The sequence below is a fragment of the Membranihabitans maritimus genome (assembly GCF_021729145.1).
GTDB lineage: Bacteria > Bacteroidota > Bacteroidia > Chitinophagales > Saprospiraceae > Membranihabitans > Membranihabitans maritimus.
In genome coordinates this window covers 1-18034 of sequence record NZ_JAJSLW010000033.1, presented here as the reverse complement: position 1 = coordinate 18034, position 18034 = coordinate 1, and the positions used below count along the sequence as shown (strand labels likewise).

The following is an 18034-nucleotide window of genomic DNA, read 5'->3' as shown; positions in this document are numbered from 1 at the left end:
TTAATTGAGTTTGTATCTAATCGTAGTTCCTGTTTTGAATCTCGTAATAGGGTAGGAGTTTGATGTCCATGGAATGGTGCGGTCATACTCACCGTATAAACGAATAGTCAATTGATCATTTAGTTCATAGTCAATGGTAGGGCTCAGGCGGATGTTTCGGGCCCCTGATGAAACCTGGGGTTGAATTTCAGAATCAAAAAGGTGAATAACCGAAATGTTGTTCCCAAAACTGAAGTCTACCTGAAGTATTATGTCATTCCCTGCTTCCGTTTCCCGGTTACTTCTATTGTTATTTTCCTGGACTTCTCCGGGTCTGGGACTTCTTGTTCTCTGTTTTCCGCCCCCTTTTTGCAAGAAAGGAATATTAACATTTTTCAGTGTAGTGCCTAAACCCACTACGATTTCGGAGCTATTATTTTCATTGAGTTGGTAATTGGTCAGACTCATTCCCAGATTCCTGCTTTTGTTGTAATCTACCGTAAAATTAAAGTCATTTTTGGTTTGTATTTGGATCCCTATCAGTGGGTTGAAACTTTCTGATATTACCACGTCCGGAATTTCGTATCTACTGTAATAATTTGCAGTCAGATCATTAATGTTTTGTTGCGGGTCTTCGTTGTAATCCCTGTCCGTACGGAAGGAATTGACATTTAGGTTGGAAGTATATCCATGCCTAAGTGAAAAATTCGAAAACAATTCATTGAAATACGGGATTTTAGTCAATCCGTTGTATTGTAATTGCCAATTTAATTTAGGGGCAACAGTTAAGAAATCAAGGGGTATTGAATTGGCGCTTTTTTCGGTGTAGGCAGCCATAAATGATGGAATTACCACTTCATTATGATTCGGTCCGTAACCCTCGGCATATTCCGGGTGTTTTTCATGCGGTTGGCCATTTCCTAATCGATTTGAAATAACGACTCGATTATTTTCATATGTTCTGAATAAAGATTGAACGTAACTCGTATCCCCTGCATTCAGAAACGTATTCAACGTAAAGAACGAGATATTATAACTACCTATATCCCGGGGAGCCAGATGTTCAAATTCACCACCAGGCTGTGCAACTTTAAAGAATTCAAAATTGTTTTTTCGATAATCCTTGTACGCAGTTAGGGTTAATTTAAAATCCCTGAAAGGTTCTACTTCCAAACTGGCATCAATAGTTTCTGTATTGTTTCTCACTACTTCCTGGTTGAGACCTACCGTATCGGTAATGAATTGGTTGCCGTTACTTACCAAAGCATTTAGCCAGTCGTTTGTCGGTTGTACACCCAGGATATAACCGGCCCCGGGTGCAGACCATTCTTCATTCATTCCAAAAAACTTGGGCCGTGGTGTGAATCCAGGAACGACACTGCTTAGATTATTTTTGTAGCTGAATTTAAGTGATCTCACAGACATCAGAGGCCGTAGCAACGCAACCTCCGCTATTCCCGGACCATCGCTTTCTCCTCTTCTACTTCTTGAATTACCATTTTCCTGGTTATTGTTTCCCGGTCTTTGTCGACTTCGGGTATTACCGGAAGAGGATCCTCCCATTCGGTAATCGTTTATTTTCTTAAGATATCCAACATTGTTATACAATTTAACAAAATCGACATTGACGGTTGCCGAACGGGATTGTTGGTTTTGGATAACATTGCCGTATTCCTGTGCATTCAAAGCCGCTGCGCTCCAGGTGTAAGATGTACTGAGTTGTGTTCCTATATCGATAAAATCCAGGAATGGAAAATACCTGAAAGGCAAAGTATAGGTAAGGTTGAAATTGTGCTTGTAATTTTTGGGGCGTCCCAGGCGTCCCAGGCTATTATTCAATGAATCCCGTATCTCTTCTTCGGAATAAGGATTCCTGTTTCTATCCAGCACCGGAAGTTCATCAACAATGGCGTTGTTGATGGCATCAAAATTCAGGCGTAGGGACCGGGTAAGGTTCCAAACGAGATTATAATTTCGGTCCCAGGTGAATCGTTTGGTATACCAATCGCTGAAGTTAGATTCCATAAACCTGTATACGGTTTTATTCTGAAATCTATTGAGTTCATTTCTGACGCTGATATTCGAGGGAATCGGATTGAAGTTGAATTCCGTAAGAAATTTTAAAAACTGGTCTTTTGAAATTACATTTTTAAAGGGCGTTATATAGAGGGGCTGCGCTGAATAATTATAATCCAATGCCGCCTGCTCCTGATCCTTCCGGTTCTCCTCGATAATGGGGTCGGAATTGATGCTTGTGGTTTTGGAATACGAAACACTGAAATTCTGGACATCCCATGGTTTTGGGGTGGAACTGGTATTTCCTCCCCTGAGCACTCTGACATTGTTGAATGAAACCGTTTTGCGGACTTCCCTTCGAATGGCTTGCTCCCGAACGGAATCCCTTTCGTCCTGCTCCACTGAATTGAGTTTCTCATCCAATGTCAAATCATTATCATACGGATCAAACCTAGGAGTGCTTGTCGCATTAAAATACTGCGTGAAAAAAGGAATACTCAGATTCCAGTTTTCCGGCAATAGCTTGTCCAATTGCAGGTTAGCTGACACATTGTAATCGAAGTTCTGTTCTTTTTGACGTTGCACAAGTTTTTGATCAAGGCTTCCCCACCCAACGGTACTAAAGTTCGAGGCAAAATTTACTCTTCCCAGGTCTGCCAATTCTACATCCAATCGCGCCAGGGCTGCCATTCCACCCCGTTCATTTAGGCCCTGGAGCCGGAGCTCATTGACCCATACTTCTGCACATTTATTTAATTGATCCGGAGCTATATTTCTCACTCCGATCATTACCGATTTCGGGTCTCCCAATGTAGGGTTGCCGACTACTCTTATGCGGTTTCTCGGTTTATCGGGATCCGTGACTTCATAGGGTACAACTTCTGAAGCACCCGACGCATTACGCTCGATTTTAGTATTTTTTAAAAGCTCCAACGGAAAATCAAATTGGTTGGCTCTCTTCCACACTTCGTCTTTATAATCCAACGTTCCGGGAGCTATATTCAGGTCAGGGTCCGACAAAGTCAATGGAATTTCGTATTCATAATAATTATTGGTGAAATCTGCACCAATTCTCAGGAATATAGCAAGGTCATCGTTTTCCAAATTTCTACCTTCAATTCCTTCTGCATGGACGAACATTTTTAGCCTTTCAAAGTCCCTTAAGTCATAACGGCCGATGATTTTGTAAATCGCAGCTGCTTCTCCTGGGGGGAGATTGCATATATTTAGCGCAATGGATTGTTCATTTTGTGCAAGTGAATTTACAGTACCGTATGTAATTTCACGAGCCACACCCCGGGGAATGGTATATTGGAAAGGAAATTTACCACTATTTTCTTCAATATTGACAACGTTGACGTCAAATTGGACATTGTCGCTAACAGGCTGAGGTTGTCCGATCCCTGGCTGGCTAAGACTCTTTGTATATCTTCTCCATGTATTGTTGACCAATTCGAGTTTTGCAAAACGCAAAGTAGCCTGGGATTCAAATTCAGTCATGTACATGCGGATAAAACGAATCGACCTGAAATCATTTATACTTCCCACTTTACGCTCGTATTCATGGATTGGTATTTTCAAACGATACCAAACGCCAACGTCAGAATTTATAGTATCTGTGATAAACTCCATCTGTTTGATACCCTGCGTGGACGGATCGAATTCAATGGGGATTTCATATTCGAAATAGGCTTCGGATTCATTAAGGGTATTATCGCCGTTTATATCTTCATTATCGGGTTGGTTGGTATTGGATTCAAGTCTTGATCCACTGGAAGCTCTGGAGTTCCCTTCGGGCTTATTGGAGTTTGCAAAACGGTCATAAACATCATGGTCTTCCGGGAATTGTTCGGACCGGAATGACACATAATTGTCATTGGAAGGATCCGCTTCGATTTCTTCCCGCGCTTGCAGGTTTAATGATTGTATATCCTGAATGTAATCTGCGAAAAATTGACGCTCTCCATCATCGTTTAATCCATCATATCCGACATCTTGCAAGGATCTGTTGTCAGGGTTGGGGTCAAAAGAACGGGTAATATTTCGCAACCGGGGAACCACTCCAAGGTTTGTGGTGTCAAGGGGTGCATCCGACCCGGGAACAGGAAGGCCGTTTTCATACATCATCCTAGAATCTTTGAGAATATCTTCGGATACATTTCCGAGGTTAATATATAGCTTTCCGTCGTCTTGTAACCGAGTTCCGTCCCCACGGTCCATGAAGGGGTTGAGAACCCACATTTCTATATATTCTACGTTGGCCGCCTGGAAATCATTTCGTTGAATTTCGCGCATAATTCCAGCCCATCTTGACTCTGGCCGTCTCAAATTACCGTCAGGGTCCAATCCTTCGCTGTATTCTGTACCATTAGGTACATCGTAATTATAGGGTCCCCGTCGGGTAGGGTCGTAATTAATGTCAAAAGTCAGGAAGTTTCTGGCAAACTCAAGTTCTACCTGTCTCCCCGGGAAAATGTCATTGATCTGGATGTCACTGGTGTAGGGATTTGAATTGTCACTGTATATAGATTCTAAACGATACCATGCAATATGTGCTCTATTAATGCCGGTCAGCCGGTTATTAGTAAATTGTGATTCAGGAAATTTCGGGTTATTATTATTCAGGTCATTTTGAGGAACCGAAGCCAGGACCCAATCCTGGAGGGGGAGTCGTAAATCTATACCTGTGGAACTTCCTTCGAAATCATCAATATATGCAGTACCTCCTGAAGAGTCGACATCAATGGCTTTGGCATGACCGGGTTTCAACCAGGCCCCTTCCAGTGCCAGGTCTATAAAAGAAGATTCCTTGGTATTGATCAAAGGTATATGATCAATCGCCCTTGTCAGCCAGGGAGCTTCTTTGCTAAGGTTCATATCCAGTCCGATCATCCGGTTGTTTATCGGATCCTCTCCGTAATTTACTTTTTGTGTGTAAGGGCGCTCCCATAATTGCATAAATGTGGCACCGACATTGAATTCTTCACTGAATTTGTAATCTGCCCGGAGCCCGATCATATTTTTTCGATTGAGATTGAAGAGACCCTGGTCTTCATACTCAATACGTATATTTACACCAGGACCGGTATAGGCACTATTTGTGATCCGTACTTTCCCAAGACCGTAATTCACTTCATAGTCTACCCCTTCAATTAACTCTTGACTTCCTGCATAGACTTTCACTGACCCCTGAGGTACATTTGCGGACCTGAGGTCGTATTCATCAGAAGAACTTGCTTTGTAAGACCCCGCGATTAAAAATCGATTCTTTTCGGTATATTCACGGGCTATGACCAGTGTACTGTCATACAACTCCTGGTAAATAAAGTTGTCAATTAGATCCTGGTCTTCCACTTGTTCCTGTAACCTCTCCTCGAGGTCTGATCCGAAAGGTTCCAATTTGGGGAACATCATTCTACCGGAGGACAAATTAAATGTTACCCCGTTGACAAAATCAAAACGACCATCCCCACCTGGTTGCGGGTCGCCGGTTGTCGTCAAATTATCAAGATTAAAGATATTCAACAATGGAAGGTTTGTAAAGCCTTCAATGGGTAAATATCTCTTATCGGATTTTCCAGGATCTTCATAAAATATATCGAGCTGAAAATCTTCTTCACTTACCTGATAGGCTCCTACTGAATAAATATTCTTCATCATCAAATCCCAAATCGGTAAATCTATACGCTGGGTTGTACCTTTTAATAATTTGGTAAAAAGGACAGTTGTGGTGTCGGGATTGAGAGGAAGGTCGGTGGAGAATTCCCCTACCTGATATTTTTCACCATTGTATTCGTATTCATAGGACACGGCGATCACCTGATCAGGCCGAACGGGAGTGTTAAGGGAAATATAGCCCAGGTCCGGTTGTAAATCATATTCAGATGAGCGAAGTAATCTTGCACCTACTTTTTCAAAGTCGCGACTTTGCTCGAGTTGGAATTGGCTTTGCAATACGGCTACCGCCATATCGAGACTTCGGATGTTGCTATTTTGGGTGATTGCCTCATAAATAGGATTGGTTGTATTATCAGGTAGTGCATTCCCCTGGATATCGGGATTGACTACTACTGTTGGTGCCTGAAAATTGGGGTTTTGGTTGAAAATTTTATCGTGTTCACCCAGGTCGGCTATGGCCAGAACGTCCCTGGAATTATCTGTCTGGTTGCGATCATTGGTAATCCATGCTTCCACCCGGGTTATTTTGTATAAGGAGCGGATTTGAGGTAATTTTTCAAGGGCGGATTCAAAATTGTCACGGAAAAAATGAGATAGGAAAAAATGTCGGTTTTCATCATAACTATCTGCGGTAACCTCGAATTCCTGTAATTCTCCTCCACCTTCTATATTTAGGTTTTTTTGCTCACTATTCTGCTGAGATAATATGGTCGTCAAATGCAATCGTCCAAATTGAGCTCCTAATTTGACTCCGAATAAATTTTGTGACCCTTGTATCAATTGGCTATTGAGTGGAAGGCTTACGTATCCTGCATCAACGGTTTTAATAATTTCATCTTCTGAGAAATTGTCCGTATCATAATTAATCTTGAGATTCTGGTCAAAATTAAAAGTGGATTTATTATCCCAGTTGAAGCGTAAATTCAATTTGTCTCCCACATTCCCTTCTACATCCAGGCGGATAGGCATATCAAAATCCAATCCTCCATAGCGTTGCTGACGTTCTAGTAGTATGGGATTTTCTACATTTTGAAACTCATAACCCAGAGTGACGTCTACACTTCCACGAGGTTGTATATTTATGTCTGAACCGCCAAACAATCGGTCGGCGAGATTCTTTGAAACATCGACATCTTCCATCGGGTCAAGTGAAATCCCCTCACCAGGTGTAATGCCTGAAATTCTGTTGAAATAACTTTGTTCCTGCTGTTTCTTCCGATATTCCAGGTATTCGCTGAAGGTCATTTGCGGCGAATACGGCGCATATTCATCTCCCAGCCTATTAATAAAATTATAGGAATTGGATTCATTGTCATATTCCAGATCTCTTCCCAAAATCGGAGGGTCTTTCAGATCAAAGGGATTTCCCTGTTGACCATTTGAAAGGTATTTTCCAATATTTTGTTTTTCCGGAATAGTATCTACCTGTTCCTGAATATCCTCCTCAGGTACCGATATAGGTAGGTCATAGGGAGAACCCGCCTCCGAATCAAGCGTAAACAGGAATAGCAGTGATAATAAAGCTATTGCAATAATACATACCTTTTTTATCCCCAAGTCAAAGATTAACCTCATATATCTTCACAACTAATTATAATAATTCAAAATCTTAACGACATTTATTTCAATTCATTATTACGACAGTAATTTTAATGCCTGTTTTATATAATCTTCTACAGTCTTTGCCGTTTGTGCCTTTTTTACTTTACTAAGTGCCTGATGCACTTTATTCCGTGGAAACCCAAGAGTCATCAGTGCTTCACGGGCTTCATCCTCAGCAGATGAAGAGCCTGGTATCGTTACTCCCGGTCCGGAATTAATTTCAGTCCCTTCTATTTGCCGTACTTTATCCTTCAAGTCAATAATTATCCTCTTGGCCGTTTTGGCACCAATACCTTTTACATTCTTAAAGGCAATATCATCTTCGTTCGTAACCGCATCAATTATTTGATCCGGCGTCATCGATGATATTACAAGCCTGGCCGTATTAGGACCAATTCCGCTAATTCCCAAAAAAAGTTCAAAAATACTCCGTTCTTCTTTTGATGCGAATCCAAATAACATGCGAATGTCTTCCCGTATATATAAGTAGGTATAGAGTTTAGCTTCGCTTAGGGCTTGAATCCGTGAAAAAGTATTTAAACTTATGTTGATATAATAACCTATATCACGTGTTTCTATTATTACGTAAGTCGGATTTTTTTCTGTTAAAGTCCCTTTTATATATTCGTACATACTCGGCGTTTCCTGAAAAATGACACAATATATGTGTTAATTTATTAATATGTATCAAATTCTGTACCGAAAATGATTGAAAGTGCATTTTTATAGATGAACAAAAATTGGGAAAGGTTAATAGTGTTGATTGATAGTGTGTTACGTATTTTAAAATAAAAAAATATTTTCAAACTCAACTCAGCTTGCCCTTTGATGATAATTATGAATCCTGAATAAATATAGAAATCAGGTTAACAGAGCCTCAATTCCATATAGAAATATCCATCTACTCTGTACTAATGGGCGGGGTATTACCCATTAGCTCTTATTTCTACCTTGATAGGTGACCCTGGCGTTCAGTCAACTTCTTTGACTTAAGGTCGAAGATAGAGACTATCTCAGGTAATACTTAAGTAATTTTATTAGTAAATTGATGTTTTCCGGACAACCTCAACAGGTCTTTATTTAATTCACATTATATTTGGGCCATTATTTTCAAAAAACTATCTTGAATGAACGTTCTTATTTTGGGAGGAGGGGGCCGGGAGCATGCCATGGCCTGGAAAATTTCACAGAGTTCCAACTGCGATCAACTTTATCTGGCACCAGGGAATGCCGGAACAGAGACAGTGGGCAGAAATCTGGATGGTATCGGAAGCGATTTCGAAATGATTAAAAAGGCCGTATTGGATAATAATATTGATCTGGTAATTGTAGGTCCGGAAGCTCCACTAGTAGATGGAATCGTGGATTTTTTCCTTGGTGATAAGGATTTGCAGGACGTCAATATTCTTGGTCCCGATAAGAAGGCTGCCCAACTGGAGGGTAGCAAGTCATTCGCCAAATCTTTTATGGAAAAATATGAAATTCCAACAGCTCAATATTTGGAAGTCGGACCTTCCAACCTGGAAGAAGGATATGCATTCCTGGACAAAATGAAACCTCCCTATGTATTGAAAGCAGATGGATTGGCTGCGGGTAAAGGGGTTTTAATTTTAGACGATATAGCGGAAGCCCGGAAAGAGTTGGGTTTAATGCTAAAAGGGAAATTTGGTGATGCCAGTGAAAAAGTGGTGATAGAGGAATTTCTTGACGGAATTGAATTTTCAGTTTTTGCACTTGTAGATGGGAAGGATTTTATAATTCTTCCCGAAGCCAAAGATTACAAGCGTATCGGAGAAGGAGATACCGGGTTGAACACCGGAGGAATGGGAAGTGTATCCCCCGTGCCTTTTTACGATAGTGTATTAAAAGAAAAAGTACAATCTCAAATAATAGAACCTACCGTAAAAGGGATTATCGAAGAAAAAATGCTCTACCGGGGATTCATATTTTTTGGTTTGATTAATGTAGATGGCGAACCCAAAGTAATTGAATATAATTGTCGGATGGGGGACCCGGAAACTCAATCGGTCTTTGTGAGGCTGGAAAATGATTTGCTGGAAGTATGTGATAAGGCAAGTAGAGGCGAATTAGAAGGTATGGAATCCAGATTTAGTCCCGATACGGTGTGTACAATAGTAGCCGTTTCCGGTGGGTACCCCGGGGGGTATGAAAAAGGGAAAAAAATAGATGGGCTGGATAACATCGAAGAATTGGTTTTTCATGCCGGGACCAAGCGTTCGGGAGAGGAAATACAAACAAATGGCGGTCGGGTTTTGGCTGTAACAGCTAAGGGAAAAACGATTGATGAGGCCAGAAATTCGGCGTTACGTGAAATAGAGAAAATCAAATTCGAAGGGATAAACTATCGGAGGGATATTGGCGTTGATTTGTTATGAGGTATGCTTTTTCTGAAGTAATCCAAATATTGGGGACAGGTGAGTATCGAATCCAAAAGGATGGAGAAGTGAGAATTCCTCTTATTGATAGCCGGCAACTAACGGTTCCTTCCAAATCTTTATTCTTTGCCCTTCCGGGAAAAAGGCAACATGGAAGACAATATATAAGATCCTTATATGAAAACGGAGTACGGTTTTTTATTAGTGACCGCAAAGATGATTTAGTCGATCTTTCTGATGCTAATTTTATAATTGTTACCGATCCGGTAAAAGCATTGCAAGCTCTAGCTACTTACCACAGAAAGCAATTTAATTTCCCTGTAATCGGTATTACCGGTTCTACGTACAAAACCACTTTGAAAGAATGGTTGTACGAGCTTCTCAAAAGTCGTTTTACTATTGTGAAAAATCCCGGGTCTTATAATTCGGCATTCGGAGTCCCTCTCGCATTATTGGAAATTAGTGACCATCACAATCTGGGAATTTTTGAAGCGGGAATTTCCTCTCCGGGGGAAATGGATGAATTGGCTGATATGATATTACCTGACCTGGGTATTATTACTAATGTAGATGCTGAGTTCAATCGCAATTTTCCAGGTAAAGAGGAATTGGCAAGGGAGTTGGCAAAACTCTTTACCAATTCCAGGCAGTATATTATCCCTTTTGATTGTAAGAAATTCTTAAGTATTGAAGGTGCTAATAAAATAATTACAAGGGGGTATGAATTTGATGCTGATTATGCATTTAATCGGGCAATAGGGAGTCAAAAAGAAGAATTTGTCGATGTATTTTATAGAGGGGAATTGTTGAAATTACTGCACCCTTTTCACATTTCCAATAACCGAATCCGTGATCTGCAGGTAGCGTGTCTTGCAGCTGTAAATGCCCTGGGAAATTTTGAAGCGGATTTGGATTGGGAGCGTTTGGCAGGAGTAGACCTGGGATTGAGGACTTTTCCGGGATTCAGGGGGATATCACTTTTTCACGACAATCAATCTTCGGACCTGGCCTCCTTTAGAAATACCCTTTCAAAATTGAAATTAATTACGGGGGACAAACCCATTTGGGGTGTCTTTTCAAAAGCAAATCCCATTGTTGAATCCGATGGTTTTTGGCGTATGATGGATCGTATATTATCATTTGGTTATATGCAGGAAATCTTTGTATCTTCTTTACCGCCGGCGGACCTTCGTCTCAAAAATGAAGACCGGTTTAATATTAATGTTCCGAAATCAAAAATCATTACACTGATTAAAAGAGCGCTGGGGGCAGAGAGTGCGGTTCTCGTCCAAGGAGATAGAAATGAATCTTTACGGGATTTTGTTTATGCACTCCAGGATCAGACCCACAGTACGGTATTAGATGTCAACCTATCAGCTTTGAGTAAAAATCTCAAGTCTTTTGAGAATTTTCTCAATCCTAAGACAAAAATAATGGTCATGGTGAAGGCCAATGCCTATGGAGCAGGAGCTGTCCGGATTTCGAAATATTTATCCGGCCGCCGGATTGATTATTTAGGTGTGGCGTATGTGGATGAAGGGGTCGAATTGAGAAAAGCGGGAATAGACCTTCCGATATTGGTATTGAATGTGGATCCCCAGGAATTTGAATTGGTGTTGGACTATGACCTGGAACCGGAATTATATAACTTCAGTTTACTGGAGCGGTTTGAAAATTATGTGGCAAAAAGGGGGCTTTCCGGTGTAAAAGTTCATTTGAAATTAGATACGGGGATGCACAGGCTTGGATTTTTGGAGACCCAGTTGTCTGATTTAATTGCGTACTTCAAAGGCACAGAAGTATTGGTTATCCAGTCGGTATTTTCTCATTTAGCGGCAAGCGATGATCCGGAACACCATAATTTTACGGTTCGTCAGATAGAACATTACCGGAAGATGTCTGACTTGATAATGAAAGAGTTGGATATCCGTTTTGACAGGCATATTCTTAATTCTGGGGGTATTGTAAGGTATCCTGAGTATCAGTTTGATATGGTGAGGTTGGGCATTGGGATATACGGAGTGGGAATGGACAGGGTAAATGAATTCATTTTACTGACTCCCGTTCACTCCTTGAAGTGCAGGATTTCCCAAATTAAGGAAATCGAAGCAGGTGAAACCATTGGGTATGGAAGGCAAGGGAAATTGACCCGTCCTTCGCGGATAGGGGTTATCAGTCTGGGATATGCCGATGGCCTGATACGATTGGCGGGAAATGGGCGGTTCTCGGTCCTTATTAACGGTCATTTATGTCCTACTATAGGGAATGTTTGTATGGATATGACTATGATTGACCTCACGGATTATCCTCCTGCCAAAGAGGGGGATGAGGTAGTGGTATTTAATGAAGACCATTCCATTAATTTTTTGGCCAGAGCCGCGGAAACCATTCCCTACGAGATATTGACGAATATAGGCAGAAGAGTGCAGAAGGTTTTTGTGTACGATTAGGGAGTGATCAGCTTTGAAGAGGAATACGGGAGCCAGAAATACAAATTCATTAATTATACCTTCATGAGAAGCTACGAAGTTTTGACATTTCGAAAGTGAGAAAAACGGCCGATTACAAATTTTGGTTTTACGGTTATTTTTTATACAAAATATAACTTTATATTCGTTCCATAGTTTATTTGAAAAAAATACATCAATTATGTTGGTAAGATGTTTATCTTCTTTTCTTACTATATTCCTGTTAGTATTGCCCCATCTCAATGCTCAGGACAATAGCGAAGACCCCGTGCTTTTTACTGTGGGAAATGACAAGGTGCATATTTCAGAATTTAAATATGTGTATGAAAAAAGCAACGGTGCTTCTGCTGATTTTTCGGAAGCTTCGCTAGATGAGTTTCTTGAGTTGTATAAGAAATTTAAATTAAAAGTGGCTGATGCCAAAGCGCAGGGACTCAATGATGATCCTGCCTTACAGGAAGAGTTGAATCATTATCGGGAACAACTGGCCAATAATTATATGTCCGACAAAGCGGTACTGGATAACTTAACCCGGGAGCTGTACGAACGGAAAAAAGAAGAAGTAGATGTAAGTCACATATTAATACGTATACCTGAAAATGCCCCGGAAGCTTTAATTAAAAATGTACGCGATCGGCTAATGATGGCAAAAAATGCGCTTGCCGAAGGACTTCCTTTTTCTACGGTGGCTAAGCGGTTTTCCCAGGACCAATCTGTAACTTCGAATGGAGGACACCTGGGATATCGGTATGCTAAACTTCCCAACGGATTTTACGATTTGGAAACCGCTATGTATGAAACACCGGTGGGACAAATATCTGAACCTGTAGAATCCTCCCTGGGTTTGCACATAATCAAAGTAGAAGGAAAAAGGCCCGCAAGAGGAGAAATGACAATCCGTCATATTTTGGCTAGGACCGGCCGCTCCAGCCGTACGGATACCAGTAAGCAGAAAATTGACCGCATCTATTCATTGTTGGAAGAAGGTGCCGACTTTCAACAGTTGGCTAAAAAGTACAGTGAGGATAAAAATACGAACCATAAAGGCGGGATGCTAGGAGCTTTTACCACCGGTACATTTGCACCCGAATTTGAAGATGTCGCCTTTACTATTAGCCAAGACGGTGGATATTCGTTACCTGTGAAGACTGAATACGGTTGGCACATTATCCAACGTGTCAAACTCGATACATTGGATTCTTACGCTATGGAAAAGGACTATCTTGAAAATATTATCCAAAATGATTACCGGTTTCAAATTGCCCAAAAAGCGCTGGTAAATAAAATCAAGACCAAAGAGAACTATCAAATAGGAGACATCACAGCTTCAGATTTGCTGGAAGTATTTTCTGAAGATGTTTTTAAATTAAAATGGGATGCTCCCGAGGTAAGCAAAAATCCGGTTCTTTTTTCCATTCAGGATAAAGAGTATAGGCTAAAGGATCTATCTACTTACCTGCAGAAAAACCGGAATGCCAGGTATCAGACGCGGGCTGTTAGAAATCCGGAAGAGGCAATGCAGGAAATTTTTGATGCTTATATAGACCGGGAGGTATTGGAATTTGAGAAGGCCCACCTGGAAGAAAATTATCCCGAATTCAAAGAAATAATGCGAGAATATCGGGAAGGAATTATGTTGTTCGAGGTTTCGAAGGAGCGTATTTGGGATAAGGCCGGATCTGACACAGTAGGGTTAAAGAACTATTATGAAGACCATAAAAGTGAATACTATTCCCCAAGGGATATTACTGTTTCAAAATTTACAATCAATAGTACTGACGAAAGGGTTATTGAAAAGGTAGCAAAAAGAATCAGGAAAAAATCTCCTGAAAAGGTCCTGAAAAAATTGAATAAAGCAGCGAAAGTAATTTCTTATGATAAAATGGAAATGAAGGAGAATGAATTAAAGGAGGAATATTTTGCAGACAAGGAACTTTCGATCGGAGACATGGATATGATAAAAGATGCAGAAAAAGGATCTACTACTGTTTTGAAAATTCAGGAGGTAGGTAAAGCCATGCCTTTAAAATTTCAGGAGGCGAAAGGGGAGGTAATGTCTGATTACCAAATATTTCTTGAAGAAGATTGGATTGCAGAATTAAAATCCAAATATGAAGTCGATGTCAATGAGAACGTTTTTCAGTCTCTTGTTAAATCTTAATTTTTCGTTTGGTTTTTGTTTCGTGGCGATAATACTATTAATTTCGCTGTCGTGCTCGGATAAAATGGTTGATCCTGATGTGGATAAGGGTGATGTAATAGCTGAGGTATTTGGTGAAAAGCTTTTCTCAGAAGAATTGAAAGATATGATGCCGGATAATGCAAAGAGTGATGACAGTACATTGATTGCCAATGCCCTGGTGGACCGTTGGACAAGGAAACAAGTTCTCCTGTACAATGGGAAAAAGGATGCGATTGATCGGGAGGAGATAGAAAGATTGGTAGAAGATTACAGGGAATCATTGATTTTACATGAGTATGAGGAGAAATTATTACAACAATTTTCGGACACTACTGTGACAAAAGAGCAAGTTCAGACGTTTTTTGAAGAGAATCCCGGGCAATTCAAACTCAAGAAGCCGATCGCCAAGTTTAACCTGGCTGTTTTTCCTAAGAATTCTATAGAGGATTCATATAATGAAGTGAAAAAATTGTGGGATGGAATGGATGATGCTGTCAATATGAATATAGATTTGATTAAATACCTGGATTTATATGCGGAGGATTTTATTCTCGATACTTCCTGGTATGCAATTGATGAGCTTCAAACTGCTTTGCCAGAAAATATTAACCTATCTTTGTTGAAGAAAAGTCATCGACTTGAATTAGAAGACCAGGAAAGTTACTATTTTTTGAAGATAATTGAAATTGCAGAAGAAACAGATGATGCCCCACTTTCCTATATTCGCAATTTTGCTCATAAGACCATTTTGCAAAGAAGGAAAATGAAGTGGTTGGAAAAGATAAAAGAAGATTTATATCAGGAAGCTGCATCAAATAATAAGATTATTAAGTATGAGAATTAGCCATATTATATTAGTTACGTTATTATCGGTTACATTTAGCTGGGGACAGGGAGAAGGAATAGTGCTCGAGCAATTGGCCGCTAAATTGGGAGGTGAAATATTATTATCTTCAGAGATTCAAAGTAACCTGGACTATCAGGAAGCTGTCAATGGTGGTTTGACTCAAACCCAGGAGTGTCAGGTCGTTGAAGATTTGTTTCTACAGAAACTATTGATTGACCAGGCCAAAGTGGATAGTGTGATAGTTGCCCCCGAACAGGTAGAAGGACAATTACAGGCTAAGATCGATTACATTCTTCAAACTATGAACGGAGATGTAGAGCGATTTCAAAATTATTACGGTAAAACGGTTACCCAGGTCAAAAATATGATGCGTAAGGATCTTAGTGATCAGATGATGGCTAACCAGATGCGAAGTAAAATACTCGAAAATGTACAAATTACCCCCCGGGAGGTTATTAACTATTTCGAATCAATTCCTCAGGACTCACTACCGTTTTTTAACGCAGAAGTTGAAGTTGGGGAACTACTTATGTTCCCTGAAGTGAATCAGGATGAACGCGATAAAGCCATTGCCCAAATCGTAGATATACAGAATCAAATCGAGGATGGAGTTTCATTTAATGAGCTGGCGAGAAAGCATTCGGACGACCCTGGTTCTGCCAGGATGGGTGGAGACTTGGGATGGCAGGCACGTGGACAATTTGTTCCCGAATTTGAAGCGGCGGCATTTAACTTAGAAAATGGAGAGATCTCGGATATAGTTGAATCTGAATTTGGTTTTCATTTGATTAGGCTGCTGGAAAGAAGGGGTAACAGGATTCACGTTGAGCATATTTTGATCAAGCCTGAAATTACCGAAGCTGATGTCGAAAAAGCAAGTGCCAAATTGGATTCCATCCGGACATTGATTCTTCGTGACTCCGTACCCTGGGAAATTGCGGTTAGAAAATTTGGATCCGATAAGACACAGTCCTTCCACAATGGCGGGAGAATGACCAATCCCAAAACGGGTAATACTTTTTTTGAAACTCCGGATGTTGAAACGGATGTTTTCTTTGCTATTGACACCCTTGATGTAGGTGGAGTAACCCGGCCAATAGAGCAATATGACCAATATTCAAGATCTTATTCTTTGAGGATCATTAAATTGTTTTCCCGTTCAAAGCCACATACAGCCAATCTGGGCGAGGATTATGACAAGATTAAAACTGCAGCTGTCCAACAACGCCAGCAGATGTATCTGGATCAATGGCTGGATGGAAAGATCACCGAAACATTTATTGAGATCAATCCGGAGTACATATCTGAATGTGAGACTATGGAAAAGTGGAGAAGGGTAAATCTTTTTACCAGTCAGCCATAGAGGAACCTCTTCTTGTCTACATCGCTAATCCTACCCATGGGCCTCTCTGTTGTATTATAAAGCCTGAATGATTTGGGATATAGATATAAGGGGAACCCATCCGAATTTCTTGACGGAATCCCTGTAATACTTTCTCTGCGGCTTTTTAAATACCCAAAATTGTATGCAATTGAACGTTTCGAATGGCATTTGACCCGAACGTAATGGTTATTCTTCGAGTGACAAGATTTTCCTTACTAATGACACGGGGGTACTATCAGGGGAAATCCTACTTTTTCCCCAGGTAAAAAGAGTTTTGTAGATATGCCTTTGTGTGAATGTCCCTTTTCCTTTTATTATTACCGACTTCCTTTTTTATGTGCTATTTTTCCCAGGTGTAATAGGGGTAAAAATCTAATTTATGAGCGTTCTTTTTTAAAAACGCTATTTGATTAGGATAGTCAGGACACCAAGTTTCCACACACCTCCAAAAAGCATTGGAATGGTTCATATGGTATAGATGTGCCATTTCATGTAATATAATATATGTTCGTGTTTCTTTCGGTAGGAGACATAACCTGGTATTAAGATTGATATTGTTTTTGGATGAGCAACTTCCCCAATTGGTGGAATTATATTTGAATCGAAGATTTTCAAAAGATTTTATTGAATATTTTTTTTGGAGAAAATGAACTTCTTGTGATAATGCCGTCCCAAATACTTTCTTGGTTAAGGTACTAAGTGCTTTTTTTATATAGGTATATTCTTCCCATTTTGATCCAAAGGAAGGAGTAGAGGCTTTATATTTTCCGTTTAGGATAAGGGTGTGTTTTTGTTGATCCCGGGATCTATCAATATGGATAGATACTTTTTGGTCACATAATAGTAGTTGAAAATCGGATGGATATGGTTTAATGGGGAGGGTGTAATGAAGGTTAGGATTTTTATGTAGCTGTTTTTGTACCCACTCAGGCGCTTTATCTATATAATTTTGAGATTTTTTTTGACTCATAAAGTTTGGTAGTCTGATAATGACTTTATCATTTCTGATAGAATAGGAAACAGATTTTCTGTTTTCTCGATGAATTTGAAAAAAAATAAAAAAATCTTTAATTTTTATTTCTAGGGAGTATGCCATATATCTGATTTGTTTTTTTTATTTGAAAAATATATTTGTTTAATTAATAGAGAATATGTATATTTATTACCCTTTTTGGAAATCAAGGTGGTTGAAATTATTTTTAAAATAGTTTGGAAATATAAAATTTATATTCCTATATTTGCAACCGCTTTTGAAGAAAAGTTCTTTGATAGATTGGGAGAAACAAGGTAAGAAACCGAGTATTTTAATACGAGTTTCGATAACGAATTTTTTAAATTTTGCTAGTACGAGCCAAAGGAGATTAATCAAAATTGTAGTGCCTGATTTTATTAGGTATTATATATAAACTAAATACAATGGAGAGTTTGATCCTGGCTCAGGATGAACGCTAGCGGGAGGCTTAATACATGCAAGTCGTACGG

8 protein-coding genes and 1 rRNA gene are annotated in these 18034 nt (G+C 39.9%); 6 read left to right on the top strand and 3 right to left on the bottom strand.

Annotated features, from left to right (window positions below):
* The gene (gene sov, locus LVD47_RS22570) at positions 1-7248 is read right to left on the bottom strand and encodes a T9SS outer membrane translocon Sov/SprA (protein WP_236980870.1); all 7248 of its coding nucleotides are present in this window, start codon (positions 7246-7248) and stop codon (positions 1-3) included.
* Positions 7249-7308: 60 nt separating this feature from the next.
* Positions 7309-7908 (bottom strand): Holliday junction branch migration protein RuvA, encoded by a 600-nt coding sequence (ruvA, locus tag LVD47_RS22565; RefSeq protein WP_236980869.1) that lies wholly within the window; start codon positions 7906-7908, stop codon positions 7309-7311.
* 494 nt (positions 7909-8402) lie between these two features.
* Between ruvA and purD the strand changes: the two genes are divergently transcribed.
* From purD to LVD47_RS22540, 5 genes are all read left to right on the top strand, one after another.
* On the top strand, positions 8403-9671 hold the full coding sequence (gene purD / locus LVD47_RS22560) for a phosphoribosylamine--glycine ligase (protein WP_236980868.1): 1269 nt from the start codon (positions 8403-8405) through the stop codon (positions 9669-9671).
* Complete coding sequence (gene alr, locus LVD47_RS22555) at positions 9668-12121, top strand: alanine racemase (RefSeq protein ID WP_236980867.1); 2454 nt, start codon at positions 9668-9670, stop codon at positions 12119-12121. The genes purD and alr overlap by 4 nt, the downstream gene beginning before the upstream one ends.
* Before the next feature lie 199 nt (positions 12122-12320).
* Positions 12321-14300 carry a peptidylprolyl isomerase gene (locus tag LVD47_RS22550; protein WP_236980866.1) on the top strand — a complete coding sequence of 660 codons (1980 nt, stop codon included), beginning with the start codon at positions 12321-12323 and terminating at the stop codon, positions 14298-14300.
* Complete coding sequence (locus tag LVD47_RS22545) at positions 14266-15165, top strand: hypothetical protein (RefSeq protein WP_236980865.1); 900 nt, start codon at positions 14266-14268, stop codon at positions 15163-15165. Before LVD47_RS22550 ends, LVD47_RS22545 begins: the two co-directional genes overlap by 35 nt.
* Positions 15155-16531: a peptidylprolyl isomerase gene (locus LVD47_RS22540; protein WP_236980863.1), complete on the top strand. Its 1377-nt coding sequence runs from the start codon at positions 15155-15157 to the stop codon at positions 16529-16531. Before LVD47_RS22545 ends, LVD47_RS22540 begins: the two co-directional genes overlap by 11 nt.
* Positions 16532-16892: 361 nt before the next feature.
* Here the strand turns inward: LVD47_RS22540 and LVD47_RS22535 are convergent, their stop codons facing one another.
* Positions 16893-17648 carry a M48 family metallopeptidase gene (locus tag LVD47_RS22535; RefSeq protein ID WP_255785395.1) on the bottom strand — a complete coding sequence of 252 codons (756 nt, stop codon included), beginning with the start codon at positions 17646-17648 and terminating at the stop codon, positions 16893-16895.
* A gap of 317 nt (positions 17649-17965) precedes the next feature.
* Here LVD47_RS22535 and LVD47_RS22530 point away from each other — a divergent pair.
* Positions 17966-18034 (top strand): 16S ribosomal RNA (locus tag LVD47_RS22530); the annotation flags it as partial.

Excerpts from the sequence above, each read along its gene's own strand:
- purD (WP_236980868.1), top strand. The coding sequence starts at position 8,403 with ATGAACGTTCTTATTTTGGGAGGAGGGGGCCGGGAGCATGCCATGGCC.
- LVD47_RS22540 (WP_236980863.1), top strand. The coding sequence starts at position 15,155 with ATGAGAATTAGCCATATTATATTAGTTACGTTATTATCGGTTACATTT.
- sov (WP_236980870.1), bottom strand. The coding sequence starts at position 7,248 with ATGAGGTTAATCTTTGACTTGGGGATAAAAAAGGTATGTATTATTGCA.
- alr (WP_236980867.1), top strand. The coding sequence starts at position 9,668 with ATGAGGTATGCTTTTTCTGAAGTAATCCAAATATTGGGGACAGGTGAG.
- ruvA (WP_236980869.1), bottom strand. The coding sequence starts at position 7,908 with ATGTACGAATATATAAAAGGGACTTTAACAGAAAAAAATCCGACTTAC.
- LVD47_RS22550 (WP_236980866.1), top strand. The coding sequence starts at position 12,321 with ATGTTGGTAAGATGTTTATCTTCTTTTCTTACTATATTCCTGTTAGTA.
- LVD47_RS22545 (WP_236980865.1), top strand. The coding sequence starts at position 14,266 with ATGAGAACGTTTTTCAGTCTCTTGTTAAATCTTAATTTTTCGTTTGGT.
- LVD47_RS22535 (WP_255785395.1), bottom strand. The coding sequence starts at position 17,648 with ATGGCATACTCCCTAGAAATAAAAATTAAAGATTTTTTTATTTTTTTT.